Source organism: Rothia koreensis, from assembly GCF_052232265.1.
Taxonomy (GTDB): Bacteria; Actinomycetota; Actinomycetes; order Actinomycetales; family Micrococcaceae; genus Rothia; species Rothia koreensis.
Genome location: NZ_CP197643.1, coordinates 2,577,789 through 2,601,554, shown reverse-complemented (window position 1 = coordinate 2,601,554; position 23,766 = coordinate 2,577,789). Strand labels below are relative to the sequence as shown.

Genomic DNA, 23,766 nt, shown 5'->3' with positions numbered 1-23,766 from the left:
GAAATTTTTAGGAGTATCGATGTATCGCACCATGGCACGCGTGGCCGAACATCTGATGCCCGGGAGCCCGGAGCCGGACTGTCCGTTGGCCATAGCCCACGATTACTTGACCCAACGTGGCGGTGCCGAGCGCGTGGTCCTGGCCCTGCACCGGATCTTTCCCGAGGCGCCCATCTACACGACGCTCTACGACCCTGATGCCACCTTTCCGGAGTTCAAGGACGCGGACATCCGGACCTCGGCACTGAACAGGATCGGACTCCTCCGGAGGAACCACAGACTCGCGCTGCCGCTGCTGCCCCTGGTCTCGACGATGTTCCGTGTGCCAGCCCGACTCACCGTGGTCTCCTCGACGGGGTGGGCGCACGGATTCCGAGCGACCGGCAAAATGGTGGTGTACTGCCACAGTCCGGCGCGATGGTTGTACCTGAGCGACCAGTACATGGGAGAGGGCGCGGAGGCCAAGGCCGTCGGGTTGTTCCTGAGGGTCCTGAAACCTTCGCTCATCAGATGGGACAAGTGGGCGGCGCGCCGACTCGAACAGCCGTATATCGCCAACTCCACGGTGGTGCGAGACCGTATCCGGGCGGCCTACGGCGTGGCCGCACCCGTCATTCACCCGCCGCAGAGCGTGGACGCCCAAGAAGCCCAGGCCCCGGTTCCGGGCTTCGACCCCGAGGACGGAGGGTTTTTCCTGGTCGTTGCGCGCTTGCTTCCCTACAAGAACGTCCATCGCGTCATCGAGGCGGTCCGTGGAACCCGTCATCGTCTGGTCGTCGTCGGAACGGGGCCTCTCGAGCAGGAGCTGCGCTCCCGTGCCCCGGCGAATGTCCGGATGCTCCACAACCTCGACGACGCCCAGATGCGGTGGTGCTATGCGCATTGTTCGGCCGTGGTTGCCGTGTCCCACGAAGATTTCGGAATAGCGCCCCTGGAAGGCGCCGCCTTCGGCAAACCGACCATCGCGCTGCGGGCCGGCGGTTTTCTGGACACGGTCGGGTCGGGGGAGACGGGCGCCTTCGTCGACTCTCCGACGCCGGCCGGCATCCGACGAGCCCTGGACCAGTTCGACCCCTCCCGTTTCGACGGCGAGGTACTGCGTCAGCACGCGGAAGAATTCGGTCAGGCCCGTTTCGAGGAGCAACTCAGGACAATACTGAGGGACCTCGGCGAGGAGGTCTAGGCCCCGGCGACCGGACATCAGGGGCCGTCGTCGCGAATGGTGCGGCGGTGCAGCGATGGCTTCGGCCGCTCATTCACTCGTGGAGGTACCTTCCAGCCTCGAGTTCACGGAACAACCGCTCCGACTCGGGGCGAATATCGGCCGTGGGAACCTCGTAGAGGGCCGACATTTCTTCGATGCTCTCTTCGAGGCTCGCTCCGTCGGCCCAGGACAACCACAGGTCGATCGCTGTGCCGGACAACTGGAGCGGTTGATGGTCCGGGACCCGGGCGATGAGGCACTGCGGTCCGTCCGGTCCGCTCGTCACGACCCAGGCGACGTCGCCCGCAATCCGGGTCATGGGCTTTCCCTTCCTTCCGAACCCTTGAGGACCCCACGGACACGCTGCCCGATTTCGGTGCCCGCCTGGCGTACGCGGCCCACCCATTCGGTGGCGACGTCGGCGCGGGAGGGTCGGCGCCCGAGCCGCATCGCCAAGTGGTCCTTGTTCACCAGCAACGACGACGCCGCGACCCGTGCCTTGGCGCGCAGCGTCCGAGCCGCCGAGTACCGAGCCACCCATTCGTCGATCCTCGAACCTCCCACGGTCATGTACTTCCACAGCAAGTAGTCCGGGTGGTGCCTGTAGTCACCAAGTTCTCCCAACGAGGCGGCCAGCGCGATCTCCGCGCCGAACTCGGCGGCCCTGCGCCTCATCCGCTCCAGGTCGCGGGGTGACAGAACTCTGCGCAAGTATTGGATGTCCAGGCTGCCGCGCCACCCATCCCGCCCCGCATGAAGCATGATCAGCAGAATCTGGTCGGCGTCGGAGGGGACGGCGCACGGGTAATGGGCGATGGGCAATGACTGCCGCGTGGCCCACAGGCGCTCGAAGTTTTCCTCGGCGTGGGCGTCCATGCCGGGGAAATAGCGGTGGATGTCCACCGCTCCCCACCACGGATGCCGGAAGGTTGCCGCGTGGTGGAAGGCCGACCCGGACGAAAAGTCTGTCACTTTTTCCCACCCGTCCGTCACCAACCGATGTGTGAAGACTTCGACGTGCCCTGGGCGCACCAGAATGTCCGCATCGGTGCTGTGCCGGTTGCTGCGATAGAAGCCCTCCGTCGCGGCATAGCCCTTGACGTGGAGGATATCGGGCTCATCGCATTTGAGGGTGTAGGTGGTTCCTGAAGCCGCCGGTGTCGAGCAGCGATCGGGCTATGTAGTTCGTGAGGTTCCGGAATCCGAGGGCGGAGCCGCGGAGGTGTTCCAGGCGCCCGTTGATCGCCTCTGTTGGCCCGTTGGACGTGCCGGGCCGGTCGAAGAACGCGAGGATGTCGGCGGCGCGCTGCTTGAGCGTGCGGCCGAGCTTGCGGACCTCCACGAGCGCGGCGGGGACGCCGCTGGAGACGGAATCGATGACGGCTGTCATCAGCTTCTTCGCCGTCTTCCGATCGGGTTCGCGGTAGGCAGCGATCACGCGCTGGTAGATGCCCCAGGTCGCCTCGACCTCGACGTGCTCGGAGACCGCGAACAGTGCCTCGAGACGGGTCTGCTGCCGGTCAGTGAGCAGCTGCGCGCCGGTGTGGAGGATGCGGCGGGCCTTGTAGAGCGGATCGTTTTTGCGGCCCCGCCGGCCGTGCAGGCACTGCTGGACGCGACGACGGCAGGTGTCGAGGGCGTCGCCGGCGAGGCGGACGACGTGGAACGGGTCCATCACCGCCTGCGCGTCCGGGAGCTCCTCGCTGACGGCGGTCTTGAAGCCGGTGAACCCGTCCATCGCGACGACCTCGACACCATCGCGCCAGTCCTGCGGGCGTGCGGCGAGCCAGGTCTTGAACACGGCTTTCGAGCGACCCTCGATCATGTCCAGCAGACGGGCGGGGCCGGTCTTGTCGCGGTTCGGGGTGAGGTCGATGATGACGGTGACGTACTTGTCGCCGACTCTCGTGTGGCGCCAGACGTGCTCGTCGACGCCGATCACGGCGACGCCGTCGAACCGGGCGGGATCGTCGATCAGCACTCGACGCCCTTCAGCGAGGACCGCGTTGTTCGCCGTGTGCCAACCGACACCGAGTCCGGCGGCGACGCGGGCGACGGTGAGGTGGTCGATCACGAGCGCTTCCAACGCCCACCGCATCCCGCTACGGGACAGCTTGGCTCGCTCGGGCGCCGCTGCCGTGAGGTCCTCACGCCAGGACCGTCCGCATCCCGAGCACTTGTAGCGGCGGACCCGGACCAGCAGCGTCGTCGGGCGATGACCGAACGGCTCGTGGGCGAGACGCCGCGTGTCCGTCCCGCGCGAGAGCGCCTGGCTACCGCATCCCCGGCACCACGGATCCGGCTCGGCGACGCGGCACTCGATCACCGCGCGATCCGGCTCAAAAAGCTGACCGGTGGCCACGAGGCCGAGCTCGTCGAGATGGCAGAACACGGTCAGATCAGGGGTCGCGAAGGTAGCGTGGTGCACGTCGAGGTCTTCCGGCAGATGGGCAGTGTGAGAACTTCCATCATCGGAAGGCCTCGACCCTCATCCGGCGACCGACGCGCTCAGCCACCTACCCCCTCAACTGCGAAGAGCCCTGTTCGGCACCAGGGTTGTAGACAAGCGCACGTGTTCTCCCGTTGCGGTGCTAGATTTGGTATCGCCCATTCCCGGGTCTCGAGAATCTTTCACGATTCTACTCGAGACTCCATTTCGGATGTGCAGCGCGAAATCCCTTCTGGGCAGATGGGGGGCTACCCTTGAGGAATCACATGAGAATATCGAAATTTATTAGTCTGACCAGTGCAAACATTCTTTTGCGCTGTACCGTGACGCATCGAGCCTCCCGTGCTCCGGGGCAGGAAACGGGACTGCGCCCGAACCCCGGTGCGAGTGTCCTGACCGGCCGGAGTTCCTGGGGCTGAGCGCGATCATGGACGCCGTCGAATTGGGTGGCCGCATCCGCCTCGCCCACGCCTGTCTGCAGGCCGTCGCGACCGCGTGCGAAGCCGATATCCGGCTCTTCGCAGTTGAGGGGGTAGGTGGCTGAGCGCGTCGGTCGCCGGATGAGGGTCGAGGCCTTCCGATGATGGAAGTTCTCACACTGACCATCTGCCGGAAGACCTCGACGTGCACCACGCTACCTTCGCGACCCCTGATCTGACCGTGTTCTGCCATCTCGACGAGCTCGGCCTCGTGGCCACCGGTCAGCTTTTTGAGCCGGATCGCGCGGTGATCGAGTGCCGCGTCGCCGAGCCGGATCCGTGGTGCCGGGGATGCGGTAGCCAGGCGCTCTCGCGCGGGACGGACACGCGGCGTCTCGCCCACGAGCCGTTCGGTCATCGCCCGACGACGCTGCTGGTCCGGGTCCGCCGCTACAAGTGCTCGGGATGCGGACGGTCCTGGCGTGAGGACCTCACGGCAGCGGCGCCCGAGCGAGCCAAGCTGTCCCGTAGCGGGATGCGGTGGGCGTTGGAAGCGCTCGTGATCGACCACCTCACCGTCGCCCGCGTCGCCGCCGGACTCGGTGTCGGTTGGCACACGGCGAACAACGCGGTCCTCGCTGAAGGGCGTCGAGTGCTGATCGACGATCCCGCCCGGTTCGACGGCGTCGCCGTGATCGGCGTCGACGAGCACGTCTGGCGCCACACGAGAGTCGGCGACAAGTACGTCACCGTCATCATCGACCTCACCCCGAACCGCGACAAGACCGGCCCCGCCCGTCTGCTGGACATGATCGAGGGTCGCTCGAAAGCCGTGTTCAAGACCTGGCTCGCCGCACGCCCGCAGGACTGGCGCGATGGTGTCGAGGTCGTCGCGATGGACGGGTTCACCGGCTTCAAGACCGCCGTCAGCGAGGAGCTCCCGGACGCGCAGGCGGTGATGGACCCGTTCCACGTCGTCCGCCTCGCCGGCGACGCCCTCGACACCTGCCGTCGTCGCGTCCAGCAGTGCCTGCACGGCCGGCGGGGCCGCAAAAACGATCCGCTCTACAAGGCCCGCCGCATCCTCCACACCGGCGCGCAGCTGCTCACTGACCGGCAGCAGACCCGTCTCGAGGCACTGTTCGCGGTCTCCGAGCACGTCGAGGTCGAGGCGACCTGGGGCATCTACCAGCGCGTGATCGCCGCCTACCGCGAACCCGATCGGAAGACGGCGAAGAAGCTGATGACAGCCGTCATCGATTCCGTCTCCAGCGGCGTCCCCGCCGCGCTCGTGGAGGTCCGCAAGCTCGGCCGCACGCTCAAGCAGCGCGCCGCCGACATCCTCGCGTTCTTCGACCGGCCCGGCACGTCCAACGGGCCAACAGAGGCGATCAACGGGCGCCTGGAACACCTCCGCGGCTCCGCCCTCGGATTCCGGAACCTCACGAACTACATAGCCCGATCGCTGCTCGACACCGGCGGCTTCAGGAACCACCTACACCCTCAAATGCGATGAGCCCCGAACAGGCGGGATATCGGTCACGGCGACGTGCTGCGTACGGTCCGCAGATCCGCGATCGCCGTGTTGGCTGGGCTCCTGACGATCGCGGCCTGGTGCTTCTTCTGGCCCGACGGGTCGCTCATCGGGAGCATCTTGGTGTGCATCTGGTCCTGGTTGACGCCGACACCGTGGCTCCAGGACCACATCGGACCCAGGGTCGTGGAACAAGGGATGAATGCCGCGGTTTTCGTGCCGTTGACCGCGTGCCTGGTTCTGGCATTTCCGCACATTCGGATCAGGGTGTGGTGGATTCTCTCCGCGCTCTGCTCGTGTTCGATCGAATTGTTCCAGCTGCTCTTTCTTCCGGGACGAGTATTCGACCCTGTCGACGCCGTGTTCAATTCGATCGGAGGAATTCTCGGATCAATTCTGGGCCTGATGCTGCTGCGTCGGATTCTTCGGGCGCGCGCCCCTGGTGACTCTCGAAGGGCGCCTGCCCTCGAAGGGCGCCTGCTCCGGGAGGGCGTCGTCGACGAACCCCGGGCAACGGGTTTCGTGCCACGGGCCGATCCCGTCGGACCCAGGATCTGCGTGAGGCAGGTTGCGGAATCCCGGGCTTGCCCGGAAGCCGGGGAAGACCGCATAATTGAACAGCATGCCAAGGCGAGGGAGGAATGATCCTCCGTAATCGACGATGGCTGGTCAGCGAAACACCGTGGGAGATCTCCCGTGCGGAGGCGCGCCAGTTCCAATCAACTTGGCGCACGTCAGAACCGTTCCGACACGAAAGGTGATTCAGCATGGCTGATCGTACGAAGATCTCCGCGGAAAACCGCAACGAATTCGGCAAGGGCGCAGCCCGCCGCATCCGCCGCGAGAGCAAGATTCCCGCCGTCATTTACGGCCACGGGGAAGACCCCGTCCACATCGTCCTTCCGGGCCACGCGACCATGATGGCCGCCCGTAACCCCAACGCGGTCCTGTCCCTGGACATCGAGGGCAAGAGCCACCTCGCCATGATCAAGGACATCCAGCGCCACGCGATTCGTCCGGAGATCTACCACGTCGACCTGCTGACCGTTCGTCGCGGTGAGCGCGTTGAGGTCGAAATCCCCGTCACCGTCGAGGGCGAGGTCGCACCGGGCAATCTCTGGACTCAGCCCGAGCAGGTCGTCGTCGTCGACGCCGATGCTCTGGACGTTCCCGAGGAAGTCCTCGTGTCGATCGACGGCCGTTCCGACGGCGAGCACGTGACCGCCGCGGATCTCCTTCTTCCCGAGGGCGTCAACCTCGTCTCCGAGGAAGACCTGATCATCGTGAACGTCTCCCAGGAGGTCGAGCAGGACCTCGGGGAAGAGACCGAAGAAGAGACCGAGGGCGAGGAAGCCGAAGAGGGTGCCTCCGAGGACAACTCCTCCGAGGAATCCGACGAGGACAGCGAGTAACACTCGCCGAAACCTCGAGAAAGGCCCGTCGATGCGTATCGACGGGCCTTTCCCTTGTCCGTTGCTCGTGAGCGAGTCAACGCCACCGAGCCCATCCGCACAACGACGACGCCGGGCGACCCGGCCTGGAGGAGAACATCATGGCCGAAACCTGGCTGGTCATGGGACTGGGAAACCCCGGCCCCCAATACGTCAACACTCGTCACAACGTCGGACAGATGGTCGTCGATACCCTGGCCCGCAGCATGCAGGCTTCGTTCAAACGCCACAAGACCGGTGCCGTCGTCGTCGAGGGCCGGCTCGGAATCGGTGGGCCCCGCGTGGTCCTGGCCAAATCCACCGGGTACATGAACACCTCGGGCGGCCCCGCCTCGGCCCTCGCGAAGTTCTACGAGGTCGATCCGGACCACGTGATTGCCGTGCACGACGAGATCGACATCCCTTTCGACACCCTCAAGCTCAAACAGGGCGGGGGAGAAGGCGGCCACAACGGTCTGCGGGATATCTCGAAGGCACTGGGGACCAAGGACTACCTGCGTGTTCGCGTCGGTGTGGGTCGCCCTCCCGGACGGATGGATACCGCCGACTACGTGCTCAAGAATTTCTCGTCGGCCGAGGCCAAGCAGTTGCCGGCCCTCCTCGAGGACTCGGCGGATGCCGTCGAGCTCGTCATGACCCAGGGCCTGACCGCGGCCCAGCAAAAATTCCATGCACGTTAAGCCGCAAGGCACCCCGGCAGATATCCGCGGATGCTGGTCCTAGGATGGGGCCATGAGTAATTCGACCCGCCAGAATTCTCCGTCCGCGACCGGCCCCCTGGACGACACGAAGGTTCGGAGCCTGCTCCAGGACTTTCCGATACTCGCCAGGCAGGACGGTGAGGACCCGTTGGTGTACCTCGACACGGGGGCCACGAGCCAGAACCCCTCTGCCGTGCTCGATGCCGAACGGGACTACTACGAACACAGCAATTCGGCCGTCCACCGCGGAGCCCACAGCCTGGCGGTGACCGCGACCGACGCGTTCGAGGACGCCCGGCGCACGGTGGCCGATTTTGTCGGCGCCGGGGAGAACGAACTGGTCTGGACGTCGAACGCGACCGAGGCGATCAACCTGGTCGCCTACTCGTTCTCCAACGCTTCCGCCGGGTTGGGCGGACCCGAAGCCGAACGATTCGCGCTCGGGCCAGGGGACGAGATCGTGACCACCGAAGCCGAACACCACGCGAACCTCATCCCATGGCAACAACTGGCGGCCAGGACCGGTGCGACGCTGCGCTACATCCCGTTGGGCGAGGACGGGCTGTTGGACGAGGACGCCGCCCAGGACATCGTCGGGCCGGCCACGAAGGTCTTCGCCTTCACCCACGTCTCCAACGTGCTCGGATCGGTCACCGACGTCCCGAGATTCGTCCGGCTGGCCAAGAAATACGATGCCCTGACGGTCCTGGACGCATGCCAGTCCGTCCCGCACATGCCGGTCGACTTCGGCGACCTCGGAGTGGATTTCGCGGCCTTCTCCGGGCACAAGATGCTGGGTCCCACGGGGATCGGTGCCCTGTACGGCCGATACGACCTTCTCAAGTCCATGCCCCCGTTCCTGACCGGCGGATCCATGATCACCAAGGTCACCATGGACGAGGCACAATTCATGGAGCCGCCCATGCGGTTCGAGGCCGGCACGCAGCGCGTCTCGCAGGCCGTGGCGCTGGCCAGCGCCGTCCGGTATCTGGACGAGATCGGGATGGAGAACGTGCACGCGTGGGAGGCCGAGCTCGGCCGTCGGCTCGCGGAAGGAGTCTCACAGATCGACGGCGTCCGTCTGCTCGGTCCGGCTCCCGGCACCGAACGTGCGGGGCTCGTGTCGATCGACGTCCATGGGGTCCATCCCCACGACGTCGGGCAGCTCCTGGACAGCAAAGGTATCGCCGTCCGGGTGGGGCACCACTGCGCCCAGCCCCTGCATCGGCGGCTGGGAATCAACGCCTCGACTCGGGCCAGCGCCTACCTGTACAACACGACCGCGGACGTGGACCGGTTCCTCGACGCCCTGGAGGACGTCCGACCCTTCTTCGGGCTGGGCGGCGCATCCGACGGAGAACGGCAATGAGCGATCTCGACCAGTTGTACCAGCAGGTCATTCTCGATCACTCCCGACGCCGTACGGGCGAGGGCCTCGAATCCGCCGGTTCCCGACACACCGCCGAGAACCACCAGTACAACCCGACGTGCGGGGACGAGATCAACGTGCGAGTGAGCCTGGACGAGGCCGGGGACCGGGTGGAGAGCCTCACCTGGGAGGGCGACGGCTGCTCGATCTCGATGGCCTCCGCCTCCGTGCTCTCCGAGATGGCACCCGGCATGAGCATGGGGGAGCTCGCGACCACGGTCGATCAATTTCGTGAGATGCTGCGGTCTCGCGGTCAGATCGAACCGGACGAGGAATCACTCGGGGACGCCGCAGCGTTCGCCGGGGTCTCCAAATTCGTGGCGCGGGTCAAATGCGCCATGCTGGCCTGGGTCGCGGCGGAGGAAGCCGCGAAGGAAGCGGCCCTCTGAGCACCACCGATGCTTCTCGTGCGGGGAGCCCCGGTCGCGCAGGACCGATTCAGGACTACTCCGGGTCGTCCTGAGACCGTGCCTGTGTCGCCTCGGATTCGTCCGGGGCGCCGCCGTCGTAGGTGTCCACCGGGACTCCTTGAGCACGGAGACGCTTGTAGTGGGCGTTGCGCATGCCCAGCAGAATTCCGCCCAAGATCGCCGAGAGCAGGGAACCGGTCAGCACACCGACCTTGGCGTGATCATCGTGGATCGTGCCCAGGCCGAAACTCAGCTCCGCGACGAGCAGCGCGACGGTGAAGCCGATGCCGCCCATCATGGCCAGCCCGAAGACGTCGATCCACTTCATGTCCTCATCGATCTCGGCCCCGGAAACCCGAGTCAGAATCCACGTCGACCCGAAGATTCCGATGGTCTTGCCGACCACGAGTCCCACGACGACGCCGATGGCGACGGGGTCCGTGAAAGCATCGACGATCCCGGACCAACCGCCCACGGCGACGCCCGAGGCGAAGAACGCGAACACCGGGATCGCGATACCGTTCGACAGCGGCGAGAAGCGATGGGACAACCGGGGTGCCAAGCCGATCGGGGCCTCACCGGCCTGCGGTTTGGAACGGTGAAGCACCGGAACCATGAAACCGAGCACGACGCCGGCGATGGTTGCGTGGATGCCCGCCGAGTAGATGAGCACCCAGGTCACCACGCCGATCGGCAGCAGGATGACCCAGGGAGCCCACCGGCTGTGGGCGAAGAACCGCGGCCACCGGTGGGTCAGGACCCAGAACAGGGCCGCGGGCAGGATCGCGAGCCCGAGGTACAGGAAATTCACGCCCTCCGAATAGACGAACGCGATGATCACGATGGCGATCAGGTCGTCGACCACGGCCAAGGTCAGCAGAAAGGTCCGCATGGCCGTCGGCAGCGCGGAGCCCACGACCGCCAGCACGGACACGGCGAACGCGATGTCCGTGGCCGTGGGGGTGGCCCATCCTCGCAGGGTCGCGGCGTCGCCCCAGAACAGGTTGATGGCGGCGTAGATCAGGGCGGGCATGGCCACGCCACCGAAGGCCGCGACAACCGGAACGATGGCCTTCTTGATCCGACGCAACTCGCCGTCAACGAACTCGGATTTCAGCTCGAGCCCGGTCATGAAGAAGAACACGGCGAGAAGGCCTTCGGAGGCCCATTCGCCCACCGTGTGGAAGGCGCTGTCGACCGCGGGTATCCCGAGGTGGGCGTCGCGCAGACCGAAGTAGCCATCGGCCATGAAGGAATTGGCGAACAGCAGCCCGAGGACCATGGCCGCGATCATCAGCAGTCCGCCGGTGTTGCCGTCGCGCAGCTTCGAACCGAACGTGCTCTGGTGGTAGCCCTCTTGCTCGAGTGTTGTCGTCATGTCTTCCTCAGGGTGCGAGATCGTGGGGGTCCGCTCTTACGCTAACGGCGCCTCCCGGCCTCCACCGAATCCTCGTGACGACGAGGTTGTGTGGGATGGCCTGGAGGCGCCGCGAGCGAGGGGCTGGGATCAGCCGTGGTTCTTGATCCAGTCCTCGGCGGTCGTGCTCTGGAGGGACAGGGCCTTGCCGATGTACGGCTCGGCGGCGGAGGAGATCTTCTTGCCGACCAGGGGAATATTGGCCTTGACCTCGCCCTCGACGTCGACGACGGTCTGCTCGCCCTGGGAGGCGAGATCCTGGTGCGCGCTCGCCGAGACCGGCATTCCGGCGACGTCGATCGACGTCTCGACGCTTCTCGAACCGTTCTCCTGGGGTGCACTGTACTTGTCGACCTGAGTCAGCTTGACCCCGTTGCCGACGAACTTCTGGGCGACGCTGGGAACCTTGTCCGCACCGACACCGCGAACGGTGGTCACGGTGAAGGCACCGGAGGTCTCGCCATCGACGTTCAGCGACTCGAATTCGACTCCGGCCTTCTTGGCCACGTGGCGGGCGAAGTCCTCCGACGTGAAGGCCTCGAGGACTTTGTCGATCGGCGCGTTGATGGTGTGCGATTCTTTCATGGCCATGGATGTCTCACTTCGTGTCGTCGGATGGTTCAGGCCTCAGTCTAGCGGGCGGGAGACTCTCGACCGGGAGGGTTTCGCGGTGGGGTTAAGCCCGGAGCATGCGGGCGTGGAGCCCGCGAAGCGACCGGCGTAATGTAGTATCCGTTCGGCCCGAGACCGAACGTGCCCGCGTCCGGAACGGAATTCGGGCGCATTTCTGCGTGCCCGGAAACGGGCGCGATCACCGCCCCCAACCACTCAAGGACCGTCATCTCATGAGCCTCACCGGGTTGCGCACAGCCCTCGACCAGGAACCCACGTTCGCGAATGTCCTGGCGCAGGCGTCCCGATCGGCATCCGAACGGTCCGCTGAAACCGTGATCGGGGCGGCCGAGGGGCTCAGAGCGCCGTTGCTGGCCCAGATTGCGGACGGACTCTCGACCGCCACGTCCGCCGGTGGCGCGGGACGGGAGAGCAACCATGCTCCGGTCGTGCTGGCGATGACCGCGACCGATCGCGAGGCCGAGGACCTCGAAGCCGTTCTGGGGTCGTACATCGATCCGCGCAGTGTGACCCGGTTCCCCGCGTGGGAGACGTTGCCCCACGAACGGCTGTCGCCGAGGTCGGACACCGTGGGCCAGCGCCTGGCGGTCCTGCGTCGCATGTCCGAGGCCGACGACGACGTCCGGGTCGTCATCGCTCCCGTGCGCTCCGTCCTCCAGCCCATTTCGGCCAGCCTCGAATCCATGAAGCCGGTCCGCCTGGAAGTGGGGGAGGAACACGACTTCGAGGAAACGGTCGAAGCGCTGTCCGCCGCCGCATATTCCAGGGTCGATCTGGTGACCAAGCGGGGCGAATTCGCCGTGCGCGGCGGAATCATCGACGTCTTCTCTCCCGTCGAGGACCACCCGGTGCGCATCGACTTCTTCGGCGACGAGATCGACACCATGAAATGGTTCGCGGTCGCCGATCAGCGCACCTTCACGCCCAAGGGCGAGGAAGACCCCACGGAGCTGATTGCTCCACCGTGCCGGGAAATCCTCATCACCCCCAACGTGATGTCCCGAGCGGCCAAGCTCAAGGACACTCTTCCGGGGGCCGAATCCATGCTCGAACGCATTGCCGGCGGCATCTACGTCGAGGGCATGGAATCCCTTGCCCCCTTGCTGGTCGACGAGATGACGACGCTGATCGCCTCGCTTCCCAGCGATTCGATGACCGTGCTTCTCGAGCCGGAGAAGATCCGGGCCAGAGCGGCCGACCTGGTTGCCACGAACGAGGAGTTCCTCCTGGCCGCGTGGGAGCAGGCGTCCAACGGACAACAGGCTCCCATCGACATCAACGAGACCGGTCTCGCCCAGGCCAGCTTCATGGCCGTCGCGGACGCGCGCCACGAGGCCCTGGACCTGGGCCACGGCTGGTGGTCCATCACTTCTCTCGGGGTCGACGAAGCCATCGAGGACGAAGCCGACAGCCTGACGATCGCGGTCCGGGCTCCTCTGACTTTCGCGGGGAACGTCGACGCCATGCTCGAGGTGGTCGGGGACCACGTGCGCAACGGATGGCAGGTCGTCGCCGTGACCGACGGGCCGGGCCCGTTGAACCGGCTCGCCGAGCTCTTCCAGTCCGCGGACCTGCCGGCCGCCCGGAGAGACGACCTGACCGAGGAACCCCAGGCCGGCATCATCGAGTTGACCACGGCCCCGCACGGGACCGGGTTCGTCCTCGAGGACGCCAAAATCGCTCTGTTGACCGAGTCCGATGTTCTGGGGAAGGCGAGCCCCTACACCACGCGTGACATGAGGAAACTGCCGGCGCGGCGTCGTCGGAATGCGGTGGATCCGCTCGCTCTGAAGCCCGGGGACTACGTGGTCCACGAGCAGCACGGCATCGGCCAGTTCGTGGAACTGATCCAGCGGCCGATCGCAGGGGCCATGATCAAGCCTGGGCAGCCGAAGCCCATGAAGGAGTACCTGGTCCTCGAATACGCATCCTCCAAACGTGGTGCGCCGAGGGACCGGCTCTTCGTGCCGACGGATCAGCTCGACCAGGTCACCAACTACGTCGGTGGCGACGCACCCACGCTGTCCAAGATGGGCGGATCGGATTGGGCCAAGACCAAGTCCAAGGCCCGCAAGGCCGTCAAGGAGATCGCGGCCGATCTCATCCGGCTGTATTCGGCGCGCATGGCCTCGCGCGGTCACGCCTTCGGCCCGGACACCCCGTGGCAGCGGGAGCTCGAGGAAGCATTTCCCTATGTCGAGACCCCGGACCAGTTGACCACGATCAACGAGGTCAAGCACGACATGGAGCGGGAGATTCCCATGGATCGCCTGATCTCAGGTGACGTGGGTTACGGCAAGACCGAAGTTGCCGTGCGTGCGGCCTTCAAAGCCGTCCAGGACGGAAAACAGGTCGCGATCCTGGTTCCGACCACCCTCCTGGCCCAGCAGCACTCCGAGACCTTCACCGAACGTTTCAGCGGTTTCCCGGTGCGGGTGTCCACGTTGTCCCGATTCCAGACGCCCAAGGAGTCCAAGGCCGTCGAATCGGGGATCTCGGACGGCAGCATCGACGTCGTGATCGGAACTCATCGACTGCTCTCCTCCGACATCACGTTCAAGGATCTGGGGCTGGTGATCATCGACGAGGAGCAGCGCTTCGGCGTCGAGCACAAGGAGAAGCTCAAGACGCTCCGGACGAACGTCGACGTCCTGGCCATGTCGGCAACCCCGATTCCCCGGACGCTCGAGATGTCGCTGACGGGTATCCGTGAGACGTCCACCCTGGCGACGCCGCCCGAGGAGAGACACCCGGTGCTGACGTTCGTGGGGCCGCACACGGAGAAGCAGGTTGCCGCGGCGGTCCGACGCGAGCTCATGCGCGAAGGCCAGGTGTTCTACGTGCACAACAGGGTCTCCTCCATCGACCGCGTGGCTTCCGACCTGCAGAAGCTCGTTCCCGAGGCCCGTATTGCGGTCGCCCACGGGCAGATGAGCGAGGCTCGCCTCGAGCAGATCATCGTCGACTTCTGGGAAAAGCGCTTCGACGTGCTGGTCTGCACCACGATCGTCGAGACCGGGCTGGACATCTCCAACGCCAATACCCTGATCGTCGACCGCGCCAACAATTACGGCCTGTCCCAGCTCCACCAGCTCAGGGGGCGCGTGGGCCGCGGGCGCGAGCGGGCCTATGCGTACTTCCTGTACCCGTTGGAGAAGCCGTTGGGCGAGGTCGCGCTCGAGCGACTCAAAGCCGTTGCGGCGCACAACGAACTCGGCGCGGGCATGCAGCTGGCGATGAAGGACCTGGAGATCCGTGGTGCCGGCAATCTGCTCGGTGGCGAGCAGTCGGGCCATATTGCGGGCGTCGGTTTCGACCTGTACCTGAGACTGGTCGGCGAGGCCGTTGCCGACTACCGCGGCGAGGACCAGGAAGAGGCCCCGGCCGAGATGAAGATCGAACTTCCGGTGGACGCCCACCTCCCGCACGACTACGTGCCGGGGGAGAGGCTTCGCCTCGAGGCCTACCGGAATCTTGCGGCCGCCGCGAGTGATGAAGCGGTGGACGACGTCGCCGCGGAACTGCGGGACCGCTACGGCGAGCTGCCGCAGCCGGCCGAGAACCTGCTCAAGATCGCCCGCCTGCGCATCAAGGCGCGGGCGGCCGGCCTCACGGAGATCATGGTCATGGGACCGAAGATCCGTTTCTACCCGGTCGACCTGGCCGAGTCGAGGCAGATGCGACTCGACCGGATGTATCCGCAGTCGATCACGAAGGTCGTCCAGGGCACGGAACAGAAGCAGGTCCTGGTTCCCAAACCGAAGTCTGCCCCGGTGGGAGGCAAGGACCTCGTGGACGACGAGATCCTGGACTGGGCCGAATCGTTCATCGACGCGATCCTGGCGTAGGGCGTGTATTCCGAAAGTTGGTCGCAGGAGCAGATTGTTGGCCACGTGCCAGGTGCGTGTACATTCTCTTCGCCGGATCACTAATCATCAGAATGCACGGCAGCAAAACCGACAACGAGGGCGTCCAGCGCGAACTCGAAACGGGCTCGATGAAAACGGTGACGACCGCATTGGGCGGCCTCGGCGAGGCGGGGGTAATTTTCCGCGGAGATCCCACTGAGTTGCGCCGTCTGCTTCGCTTCACCTTTCAGGTCCTGGTCCTGATCTGCTGGACTTGGTTCCGGGGCATCATTCGCATCGTGCCCGACCGATTCGCCACGTTTTCCCTGCCGGCCTGGGCTCACTTCGAGAGCAGCATGCATAACCACCACCTCATTGATGGTGTAGACCATGTCGAGCGCGCGCCGCGGAGAAAAGCCGACACTGGCAAGGTAATCGAGAAGCGTTTCGAGCAGTGCCAGGTTGCCACGGGTCACCGCCGGCCGAACCATGACGAGTTCGACGAGGTTCGGATGTTCTGATAACGCATCCAACTGAGCGCGGGCATAGGTCTTCAGACCTTCTCCCCAGGTCGATTTGGCGAGGTCGACGAGTGGAACAGAGGTGACGAGCCGCTCAACAATGGCATCGAACAGTTTGGCCTTGTTCGAGAAGTGATGATAAAGAGCCATTGCTTCGACCTCGAGCTCGGCTCCGATCTTCCTCATCGACAGGCCAGATATACCCTCCTGATCTGCAATCCTGATTGCCGTATCGACGATCGTTTGTGCACTGAGTCCAGCATGGCGCCCCCGTGGTCTTGATGCCGAGGGCACACCCGTCTCCTTAGTCGGGGCCTGTACAGCGTTGTCCCGCCGTCCCGAGGACTCGGTCGTCACTGATGTTGTCCTTCCTCAGGCTTCGGTTTTCCATTGACAATCCATACAAGAGGAAACTAGCGTCGGCTGCAAGTTTTACAGTGTAAAACTTCGGTGTAGGGGACGCAGCGTCCTATGCCGACAGATGCCCAGGTAGAAAGGACTGCGTTATGCCAACCTCGACCCACACAATTTCCTCACACCACCGCTATTCACGATCCTCGTTCACCGCTCTCGGCATCGGCCTGGTATCAACCGTCGTGGCCGCCGGTACGGCAATACTCGGCCAATCAATGATTCGTGACCATATCCGCACCGGTTATCCCAACCTGGGCAGCAGGGAGCTCGCCGAGGGTGTGAGCTTCTATGTGACTGCGCTGTCCATCGTCGGTGTGCTCGGGGTTTTCGCTTGGGCCACCACATTGTGGCTGGCGAGCCGGGAAAGTCGGTGGGCACGCTGGAGTGCGATCGCCTTCTTCGTCGTCGGCAGTTCAATCTCCGCCTACGCCCTTCTCGTCCGCGACACCTCGGGCGACACAGGGATCCCACCATTCGTTGGCGGAATCGGAATGGTTCCTTGCGTTATCGGCCTCCTCGCCGTCGCACTCATGTTCAGGCCCGTCGACAAACGTGGAGGCTCCGACCCGGGCCAATCAGTGGACAGAATGATCTGACCCACTCCTCAGACGGAAGGGAACAGCATGACTACGAACCGGATACAAAACAACACCTTCGATCCGAACCAATTCCAGGTCTCCCTCGACGATGTGCACCGGGCGGGCATGCCCGGGATCATCGCCGATGTAGTCGATTCGGGCGAGGATTGGTGCGGAGCCGCCGGCCTTGCCGAGACAGCCACCGGAACACCGATGACTCCCAAGCTGCACCATCGCGTCGGGAGCATCGCAAAAACATTCACGACTGTAGCTCTGCTCCGCCTGGTCGAAGATGGACTGGTCGACCTCGACGATACGGTCAGTCGCTATTTCCCTCGGCTTGTCCCTGGGGAGCGTGGTAATTCCATTACCGTTCGCATGCTTGCAAACCACACAAGCGGACTGTCCGAGTATCTCCCCGTCATCTTCGAATCTCTCCGATCATTCCCAGATCTCACGCGAACAAGTCCACGCAGCCTGCGCGAGAACCGATTTACTCGGTTCAACCGGAGGGAACTCATTGCGGAAGGAATCCGTGCCCCGGCATCCGGCGAGCCGGGGGCGACCCCGGGCAGGTACTCGAACACAAACTATCTGCTTCTGTCTGAGCTCATTGAGCTCGTCACCGGCCAGGCAGCCGAAGAGCATATCAGCACCGAGGTGATAGCTCCGTCCGGATTGAGAAACACTTACTTCCCGGTCGATCCGACACTCGACAACCCTAATTCACAGCTCTACGAATCGTGGTTCGGCATGGCTGACCCGGCGCTGGAGTGCGGTGTATATAACATGTCCTGGGTCGGACCTGCGGCGTCTCTCGTGTCGACCGCAGAAGATCTCAACCAGTTCTTTGCACAACTGATCGGCGGCCGGCTTCTTCGGCCGGAATCCCTCGCCGAGATGAAGCGCACCGTGCCAGTCATCTCGTTCGAAGGGGCGACGATCGATTACGGACTGGGCCTACACCGGCGTCGCGAAGCGGGAACGACTTATTGGGGCCACGATGGATCGGTCTGGGGCGGTGGATCGCTGTCGATGATTCGGGCAGACGGCCAACGGCAGATGACCGTGCTGATCAATCGACAGCGGTGGAACAGCCTGGACGATTCGGGGCGGCCCCTGCCCCATGAGATCGACAAAGCACTGGCTCATGTCCACCGTCTCGGAATGCGCTGAATGGGTGCGGCCATATCGCAACAACTGCCGGGTCCTCGAGGGGAATATCTTTCGGTGCCGGACCGGCAGTACCTCGCGGGCTGTTCCCGATCACTATGATCCCGCGGCGTGCAGGCCCAACGAGGAGTCAAGCTCCTTGTTGCTCACGGTGTGCGGCTCGGACCGGGTCGCACAGAAAAGCGCCCCGCCCGGGCAAGCCGGTGCGGGGCGCTGTCAACGCGGTGCGGTCATTCCTCGCGGCGTCTAGAGCTGAGTGAGTTCCTTGCCCGAGGGGGAGTCCTTGGCGGTCTTGCTCCTCAGGATGTTGAGCGGAACCATGAAGGTCAGTCCGTAGAGCACGATGGCGATCGCGAACGGCAACCAGGCCTTGGAATCGGAAATCCACAGGCCGAAGCAGTAGAACGATGCAACCAACAGAATCATGCAGAACACGAAGTTCAGCAGGTTGGTCACCAGGTGGCCCTCTCCCGAGTGGCTGCGCACCTTCTGGTTGGTCCGGTATTGCTTCGAGTTCTGAGCGGGGCCGGACGCGCCGTGCCTGAACGCCGATTCTTCTCCGTGGGTCATACGGTCCTCATTCCTCAAGGTTGGTCACCCGCGCGCCACAGCGGACAGGCACGCGGACGAATGACGAGTCCATTCCAGTATAGGAGCTGTGGGACTATCTCGCGTCCCGAACGATCTCGATGCCTTTGGAGGCGCCGATCCGGGTCGCACCGGCCGCGATCATGCTGAGTGCGTCCTCGCGGCTGCGGATCCCTCCCGAGGCCTTGACGCCGATGTCGGGTCCCACGGTCTTGCGCATCAGCGTGACGTCGGCGACGGTTGCGCCGCCCGTCGAGAAGCCCGTGGACGTCTTGACGAATTCGGCACCCGCAGCCACGGCGGCCCTGCACGCGAGCACTTTCTGGTCGTCGTCGAGCAGGCAGGCCTCGATGATGACCTTGAGCAGGCCCTGACGGTCGTGGACCGCGTCGGCGACGGCACGAATGTCAGCGACCAGGGCCTCCTCATCACCCTCGAGGGCCGCCGCGATATCGATGACCATGTCGATTTCTCGGGCGCCGTCGGCGAGGGCCGTTGCCGCCTCGAAGACTTTCGCGTCGGTCGTCGTCGCGCCGAGCGGGAAGCCGACGACGACGCACGGCACGGGGTCATGCCCCTCGAGCTCGTCGGCGACGAGTTCGGCCCAGATGGGGTTCACGCACACGGAGGCGAATCCGTGCTCGCGCGCTTCGCGGCACAGACGAAGCACATCCTCTTTCCGCGCATCCGGGGCCAGGATCGTGTGATCGATCAAGCCGGCGAGGTTCGAGGGAAGGTCGGTGGATTCAGTCATGAGCTCTCCATTCGGGATGACCGTCCGCGGCGGAAGGGACGGGAAAGAAGCGGTGGGGCGGCAGCGGCGTCAGGACTCCGAGTCCACGCCCAGGGCGAGGGCGATGTCGTCGCGGAGCGCCGCGAGGCGACGGTTCGCGATGTCACGAGCCTCCGCGAGGGGCGTCTCGTTCTCGACCGGTACCACGGCCTCGAGGTAGCACTTGAGTTTCGGCTCGGTGCCCGAGGGGCGCACGATCACGCGCCCCCCGTTGTCAGTGAGGTACACCAGGGCATCGGTCGGCGGAAAGTTCTTGGAGCCCTGGGAGAGGTCCCGGACCTTGGTCACAGGTGAACCGCCCAGCTCCTCCGGCCGAGTGCGGCGCAACCGGCCCATCATGGCCGTAATCCGGTCCAGGTCCTCGACCCGGACGGACAATTGCGCTGTCGCGTGGACCCCGTGCTGGCGGGCGATGTCATCGAGAACGTCCGTGAGCGACTTGCCGGCGTCCTTGAGCTTGGAGGCATAGTCGGCCACGATCAGTGCCGCGGAGATCCCGTCCTTGTCCTTGACCAGGTCGGGAGCCACGCAATAGCCCAAGGCCTCTTCGTACCCGTAGACCAGCCCCTGGACGCGGGCGATCCACTTGAAGCCCGTCAGCGTCTCACGGTGTTCGATGCCGTGCGCCGTCGCCATGCGCCCGAGCAGGCTCGATGAAACGATCGAGCTGGCGAAGTAGCGGCGCGACCCGCTCGTCGCCGGAAGACGTTCGAGCATGATGCGTCCGATGATCGCCCCGACTTCGTCGCCTGTGAGAATTCGCCAGCCATCCTCTGCTTCCGCATCCGGTACGGCGAAGGCGACCCGGTCGGCGTCGGGATCATTGGCGATCACCAGATCCGCCTTCCGGTCCCGAGCCAATCCGATCGCGAGATCCATGGCACCGGGTTCTTCCGGGTTGGGGAAACGGACGGTCGGGAACTTGGGGTCCGGCAGGGCCTGCTCGGGAACCACGTGAAGACGGTCGAAGCCTGCCCTGGACAGGACGAAGGACATGACCTCCCCGCCTACACCGTGCATCGGAGTCAGGACCACCGCGAGGGACCGAGAGGCTGGGGCGATACCGGGGATCAGGGAGGTGACCTCGTGCTCGTAGTCGCGTGCGAGCCGCTCCGGGAGCACCGTCCAGCCCGAATCCGCGCGCTCAATTCGATCGACGGAGGGCGCATCGGCGATCTTCTCTGCGATCTCGGTGTCGATCGGGGGAATGATCTGGGCGCCGCGGGCATCCTCGCCGACGGCCTGGCCACCCAGGTAAACCTTGTAGCCGTTGTCGGACGCGGGGTTGTGCGAGGCCGTGACCATGATGCCGACGTCGGCCTTCAGCAGACGCGTCGCCCAAGCGAGCACGGGCGTCGGAAGGGGAACCGGCATGAGGAAAGCGTCCAGACCGGCCGCCGTGAAGATCCCCGCAGTATCCCGGGCAAAGGCATCGGACTTGGTCCGGGCGTCGTAGCCGATCACCGCTCGAGGCGTCGACGTCCAGTTCTCCTTCGCGGCCCTTTCCTTGAGGTAGGTGGCGACGCCGTACGCCGCCTGGGCCACGACGGCGCGGTTCATGCGCATGGGGCCCGCACCGAGTGCCGCGCGCAACCCCGCGGTCCCGAACTGGAGCCGTCCGGAGAAGCGCTCGCGCAGCAGGCTCTCGCCTTCCTCGGTTTCGGCGTGGCTGATCATCTCCAGGAGCTCGCGCTGCGTCTGGGGATCCGGGTCGGCCTCGACCCATTGCATTGCTTCGTTGATCAGTTCCGTCGTCATGGATAAACCTCGTCGTTTTCCTGAAGTGCCGTGGTGCTAGTGGTCCAAGCGGGCAATGATCTGCGCCAGCAACTCAGAGATACGCGGACCGGCGTTCCGCCCCTCTTCCAGGACTTCGTGGTGGCTCAGCGGGCTGTCGGATATTCCCGCAGCGGCGTTGGTGACCAAGGATATACCGAATACTTCCAGGCCGGCCGCGCGGGCCGCAATGGCCTCGAGCGCCGTGGACATACCCACCAGGTCCGCACCCAGGGTCTGGGCCATGCGAATCTCCGCCGGAGTCTCGTAATGCGGTCCGGGAAGCTGGAGATAGACACCTTCCTCGAGGCTCGGGTCGATCGAACGGGCGATCTCCCGAATGCGGGGAGAGTACAGATCCGTCAGGTCGACAAAATGTGCCCCGACCAGAGGCGAACCGCCCGTGAGGTTGATGTGGTCCTTGATCAGCACGGGCGTGCCGGGGCGATACGTCGGTTGCAGTCCGCCGCACCCGTTGGTCAGAATCATGGTCGAGCATCCGGCGGCCGCGGCCGTGCGCACACCGTGGACAACCTGCTGGATGCCGTGGCCCTCGTACAGATGGGTCCGTGCACCGATGACCAGCGCCCGGCGGCCCTCCGGCGTCCGGACGGAGGTGAGGGTTCCGGCGTGGCCCGCAATCTCCGAGGAACGGAACCCGGGGACGTCGTCGGCCTTGAGGACATGCGTCGCCTCACCGATGAGCTCCGCGGCGCCGCCCCACCCGGACCCCAGGGTGAGGCCGTAGTCGTGGCGCTTCACGCCGGTCTGTTCGGCGATGTACTCCGCGGCGCGCTGGGCCAAACGATGCGGCTCGAACCCCATGCTCGAGGAGTTGTTCGGAAGTTCCACGGGAAGTGTGTTCTTGCTGGTCGTCACGCTCCAAACCTAGCAGGATACGTTCGACGATGGGGCTCCTGGCCGGGTCTGACAGGTGAAAACGGTCTACGGCGGGGAAGCGGGAGGCCCGGGGACTTGGACCGGCTCGGATCTGTGGGGAACAATGAGGACCGTGAGCGAAGCTATTGCATTTACACCACAGAGGATCATCATCATCGGAGGCGGCCCCGGTGGCTACGAGGCCGCGCTGGTTGCCGCGAACCTTGGGGCAGACGTCACCATCATCGAGGAGCAGGGGTTGGGAGGCTCGGCGGTCATCACCGACGTCGTGCCCTCGAAGACCCTGATTGCCTCCGCGGACACCATGAACCGGTTCAGCGAGGCACCCGCCCTGGGCATCCGTACCCGGGCCGGGGACGAGCTCGTGGAACTCGAAGTCCACATCGACAAGGTCAATCGTCGTCTTCTGAATCTGGCCCAGCAGCAGTCCAAGGACATCCGCCGGAGTCTCGAGAAGGCCGGGGTGAAGGTCATCGACGGCACGGGGCGCATGCTCGACGACCACACGGTCGAGGTCCGGGACAAGCAGGGCCTGACCTATGAGCTCGACACGCACGCCGTGCTGCTCAGCGTCGGTGCGCACCCGCGCGAACTGGACACCGCCAAGCCGGACGGGGAGCGCATCTTCAACTGGAAGCAGTTGTACCAGCTCAAGGAGGTCCCGGAGTACCTGATCGTGGTCGGCTCCGGCGTGACCGGCGCGGAGTTCGCCTCCGCTTATCGTGGCCTGGGAGCGGAGGTCACCCTGATTTCCTCGCGCGACCGGGTTCTTCCCAGCGAGGACGAGGACGCCGCGAAGGTTCTGGAGGACGTGTTCGACCGGCGAGGGCTCAACGTCATGCCTCGGTCGCGCGCCGCGTCGGTCGAGCGCGAGGGCGACGGCGTGATCGTGACCCTTTCCGACGGGCGCAAGGTCTCCGGTTCGCATTGCCTCCTGGCCGTCGGCTCGATTCCGAACACCAAGGACCTCGGGCTCGAGAACGCTGGCGTGACCACGAACGATTCCGGCCACATCGTGGTGGACGGCGTCTCACGCACCACCGCGCCGAACGTGTACGCGGCCGGAGACTGCACCGGCGTGATGCCCTTGGCATCCGTGGCCGCGATGCAGGGCCGGATCGCCATCGCGCACCTGCTCGGAGATTCCGTCTCGCCGCTCAAGAAGCACCGCGTGGCCTCCAACGTATTCACGTCCCCCGAGATCGCGACCGTGGGCGTCTCCCAGGCCGATATCGAGAGCGGCAAGTACCAGGCGGACACCGTCATGCTGTCCCTCTCGACCAACGCGAGGGCCAAGATGATGGCGGTCGAAGACGGCTTTGTCAAGGTCTTCGCCCGCAAGGGGTCGGGGACGGTCATCGGCGGCGTCGTCGTCGGTCCACGTGCCTCCGAGCTGATCTTCTCGATCTCCCTGGCGGTCAACACCAAGATGTCTGCGGACGACTTCGCCGACACCTTCTCGGTCTACCCCTCGCTGACGGGATCGATATCCGAAGCGGCCCGGCGGTTGCACAAGATGCCGGTCTAG

Annotated in this window: 22 protein-coding genes; 11 read left to right on the top strand and 11 right to left on the bottom strand. The window is 65.0% G+C overall.

What is annotated here, in order from left to right:
• The first annotated feature begins 19 nt into the window (after positions 1-19).
• Positions 20-1,183 (top strand): glycosyltransferase, encoded by a 1,164-nt coding sequence (locus ACTSLZ_RS11590; RefSeq protein WP_443095109.1) that lies wholly within the window; start codon positions 20-22, stop codon positions 1,181-1,183.
• Positions 1,184-1,256: 73 nt separating this feature from the next.
• Here the strand turns inward: ACTSLZ_RS11590 and ACTSLZ_RS11585 are convergent, their stop codons facing one another.
• From ACTSLZ_RS11585 to ACTSLZ_RS11575, 3 genes are read right to left on the bottom strand one after another with little or no spacing between them, the layout of a single operon-like run.
• Positions 1,257-1,523 (bottom strand): hypothetical protein, encoded by a 267-nt coding sequence (locus ACTSLZ_RS11585; protein ID WP_443095108.1) that lies wholly within the window; start codon positions 1,521-1,523, stop codon positions 1,257-1,259.
• Positions 1,520-2,314 carry a nucleotidyltransferase family protein gene (locus ACTSLZ_RS11580; RefSeq protein WP_443096136.1) on the bottom strand — a complete coding sequence of 265 codons (795 nt, stop codon included), beginning with the start codon at positions 2,312-2,314 and terminating at the stop codon, positions 1,520-1,522. The genes ACTSLZ_RS11585 and ACTSLZ_RS11580 overlap by 4 nt, the downstream gene beginning before the upstream one ends.
• A gap of 7 nt (positions 2,315-2,321) precedes the next feature.
• Positions 2,322-3,632: an ISL3 family transposase gene (locus tag ACTSLZ_RS11575; protein WP_179628043.1), complete on the bottom strand. Its 1,311-nt coding sequence runs from the start codon at positions 3,630-3,632 to the stop codon at positions 2,322-2,324.
• A 645-nt stretch (positions 3,633-4,277) separates the two neighbouring features.
• On the opposite strand from ACTSLZ_RS11575, the gene ACTSLZ_RS11570 reads away from it, so the two are divergent.
• Complete coding sequence (locus ACTSLZ_RS11570; protein WP_179628043.1) at positions 4,278-5,588, top strand: ISL3 family transposase; 1,311 nt, start codon at positions 4,278-4,280, stop codon at positions 5,586-5,588.
• Positions 5,589-5,611: 23 nt separating this feature from the next.
• On the opposite strand, the gene ACTSLZ_RS11565 is transcribed toward ACTSLZ_RS11570, so the two are convergent.
• Complete coding sequence (locus ACTSLZ_RS11565) at positions 5,612-5,737, bottom strand: hypothetical protein (RefSeq protein WP_443095107.1); 126 nt, start codon at positions 5,735-5,737, stop codon at positions 5,612-5,614.
• Between the two features lie 67 nt (positions 5,738-5,804).
• On the opposite strand from ACTSLZ_RS11565, the gene ACTSLZ_RS11560 reads away from it, so the two are divergent.
• The 5 genes from ACTSLZ_RS11560 to sufU all read left to right on the top strand — a co-directional run bounded on the left by ACTSLZ_RS11560 (position 5,805) and on the right by sufU (position 9,576).
• Positions 5,805-6,251, top strand: a complete 447-nt coding sequence (locus tag ACTSLZ_RS11560) for a VanZ family protein (protein WP_443095106.1) — start codon at positions 5,805-5,807, stop codon at positions 6,249-6,251.
• Between the two features lie 122 nt (positions 6,252-6,373).
• A complete protein-coding gene (locus tag ACTSLZ_RS11555; RefSeq protein WP_129315089.1) occupies positions 6,374-7,018 on the top strand; it encodes a 50S ribosomal protein L25/general stress protein Ctc in 645 nt (214 codons plus the stop codon).
• A gap of 140 nt (positions 7,019-7,158) precedes the next feature.
• A complete protein-coding gene (gene pth, locus ACTSLZ_RS11550; RefSeq protein ID WP_436595174.1) occupies positions 7,159-7,737 on the top strand; it encodes an aminoacyl-tRNA hydrolase in 579 nt (192 codons plus the stop codon).
• 52 nt (positions 7,738-7,789) lie between these two features.
• Positions 7,790-9,127 (top strand): cysteine desulfurase, encoded by a 1,338-nt coding sequence (locus ACTSLZ_RS11545; protein WP_443095105.1) that lies wholly within the window; start codon positions 7,790-7,792, stop codon positions 9,125-9,127.
• Positions 9,124-9,576: a Fe-S cluster assembly sulfur transfer protein SufU gene (gene sufU / locus ACTSLZ_RS11540; protein WP_443095104.1), complete on the top strand. Its 453-nt coding sequence runs from the start codon at positions 9,124-9,126 to the stop codon at positions 9,574-9,576. The genes ACTSLZ_RS11545 and sufU overlap by 4 nt, the downstream gene beginning before the upstream one ends.
• A 55-nt stretch (positions 9,577-9,631) precedes the next feature.
• On the opposite strand, the gene nhaA is transcribed toward sufU, so the two are convergent.
• Both nhaA and ACTSLZ_RS11530 read right to left on the bottom strand, forming a co-directional pair.
• Positions 9,632-10,975 (bottom strand): Na+/H+ antiporter NhaA, encoded by a 1,344-nt coding sequence (nhaA, locus tag ACTSLZ_RS11535; protein WP_129315093.1) that lies wholly within the window; start codon positions 10,973-10,975, stop codon positions 9,632-9,634.
• 129 nt (positions 10,976-11,104) lie between these two features.
• Positions 11,105-11,605 carry a DUF2505 domain-containing protein gene (locus ACTSLZ_RS11530; RefSeq protein ID WP_178980144.1) on the bottom strand — a complete coding sequence of 167 codons (501 nt, stop codon included), beginning with the start codon at positions 11,603-11,605 and terminating at the stop codon, positions 11,105-11,107.
• A gap of 254 nt (positions 11,606-11,859) precedes the next feature.
• On the opposite strand from ACTSLZ_RS11530, the gene mfd reads away from it, so the two are divergent.
• Entirely contained in the window at positions 11,860-15,495 is a 3,636-nt protein-coding gene (gene mfd, locus ACTSLZ_RS11525) for a transcription-repair coupling factor (protein ID WP_443095103.1), read from the top strand.
• 80 nt (positions 15,496-15,575) lie between these two features.
• Here mfd and ACTSLZ_RS11520 read toward each other — a convergent pair whose 3' ends face one another.
• Positions 15,576-16,310 (bottom strand): TetR/AcrR family transcriptional regulator, encoded by a 735-nt coding sequence (locus ACTSLZ_RS11520; RefSeq protein ID WP_443095102.1) that lies wholly within the window; start codon positions 16,308-16,310, stop codon positions 15,576-15,578.
• A 212-nt stretch (positions 16,311-16,522) separates the two neighbouring features.
• Here ACTSLZ_RS11520 and ACTSLZ_RS11515 point away from each other — a divergent pair, with 212 nt between their 5' ends.
• Positions 16,523-17,026, top strand: a complete 504-nt coding sequence (locus ACTSLZ_RS11515) for a hypothetical protein (protein WP_443095101.1) — start codon at positions 16,523-16,525, stop codon at positions 17,024-17,026.
• A 27-nt stretch (positions 17,027-17,053) separates the two neighbouring features.
• Positions 17,054-18,184 (top strand): serine hydrolase domain-containing protein, encoded by a 1,131-nt coding sequence (locus tag ACTSLZ_RS11510; protein WP_443095100.1) that lies wholly within the window; start codon positions 17,054-17,056, stop codon positions 18,182-18,184.
• A 243-nt stretch (positions 18,185-18,427) separates the two neighbouring features.
• Here the strand turns inward: ACTSLZ_RS11510 and ACTSLZ_RS11505 are convergent, their stop codons facing one another.
• The 4 genes from ACTSLZ_RS11505 to ACTSLZ_RS11490 form a co-directional block, all read right to left on the bottom strand.
• On the bottom strand, positions 18,428-18,751 hold the full coding sequence (locus ACTSLZ_RS11505; protein WP_178980143.1) for a DUF1772 domain-containing protein: 324 nt from the start codon (positions 18,749-18,751) through the stop codon (positions 18,428-18,430).
• A 94-nt stretch (positions 18,752-18,845) separates the two neighbouring features.
• Positions 18,846-19,523, bottom strand: a complete 678-nt coding sequence (gene deoC, locus ACTSLZ_RS11500; RefSeq protein WP_443095099.1) for a deoxyribose-phosphate aldolase — start codon at positions 19,521-19,523, stop codon at positions 18,846-18,848.
• A gap of 69 nt (positions 19,524-19,592) precedes the next feature.
• Entirely contained in the window at positions 19,593-21,320 is a 1,728-nt protein-coding gene (locus ACTSLZ_RS11495) for a phospho-sugar mutase (protein ID WP_443095098.1), read from the bottom strand.
• A gap of 36 nt (positions 21,321-21,356) precedes the next feature.
• Positions 21,357-22,163 (bottom strand): purine-nucleoside phosphorylase, encoded by an 807-nt coding sequence (locus ACTSLZ_RS11490; protein WP_129315113.1) that lies wholly within the window; start codon positions 22,161-22,163, stop codon positions 21,357-21,359.
• 178 nt (positions 22,164-22,341) lie between these two features.
• Here ACTSLZ_RS11490 and ACTSLZ_RS11485 point away from each other — a divergent pair, with 178 nt between their 5' ends.
• Complete coding sequence (locus ACTSLZ_RS11485) at positions 22,342-23,766, top strand: NAD(P)H-quinone dehydrogenase (protein ID WP_443095097.1); 1,425 nt, start codon at positions 22,342-22,344, stop codon at positions 23,764-23,766.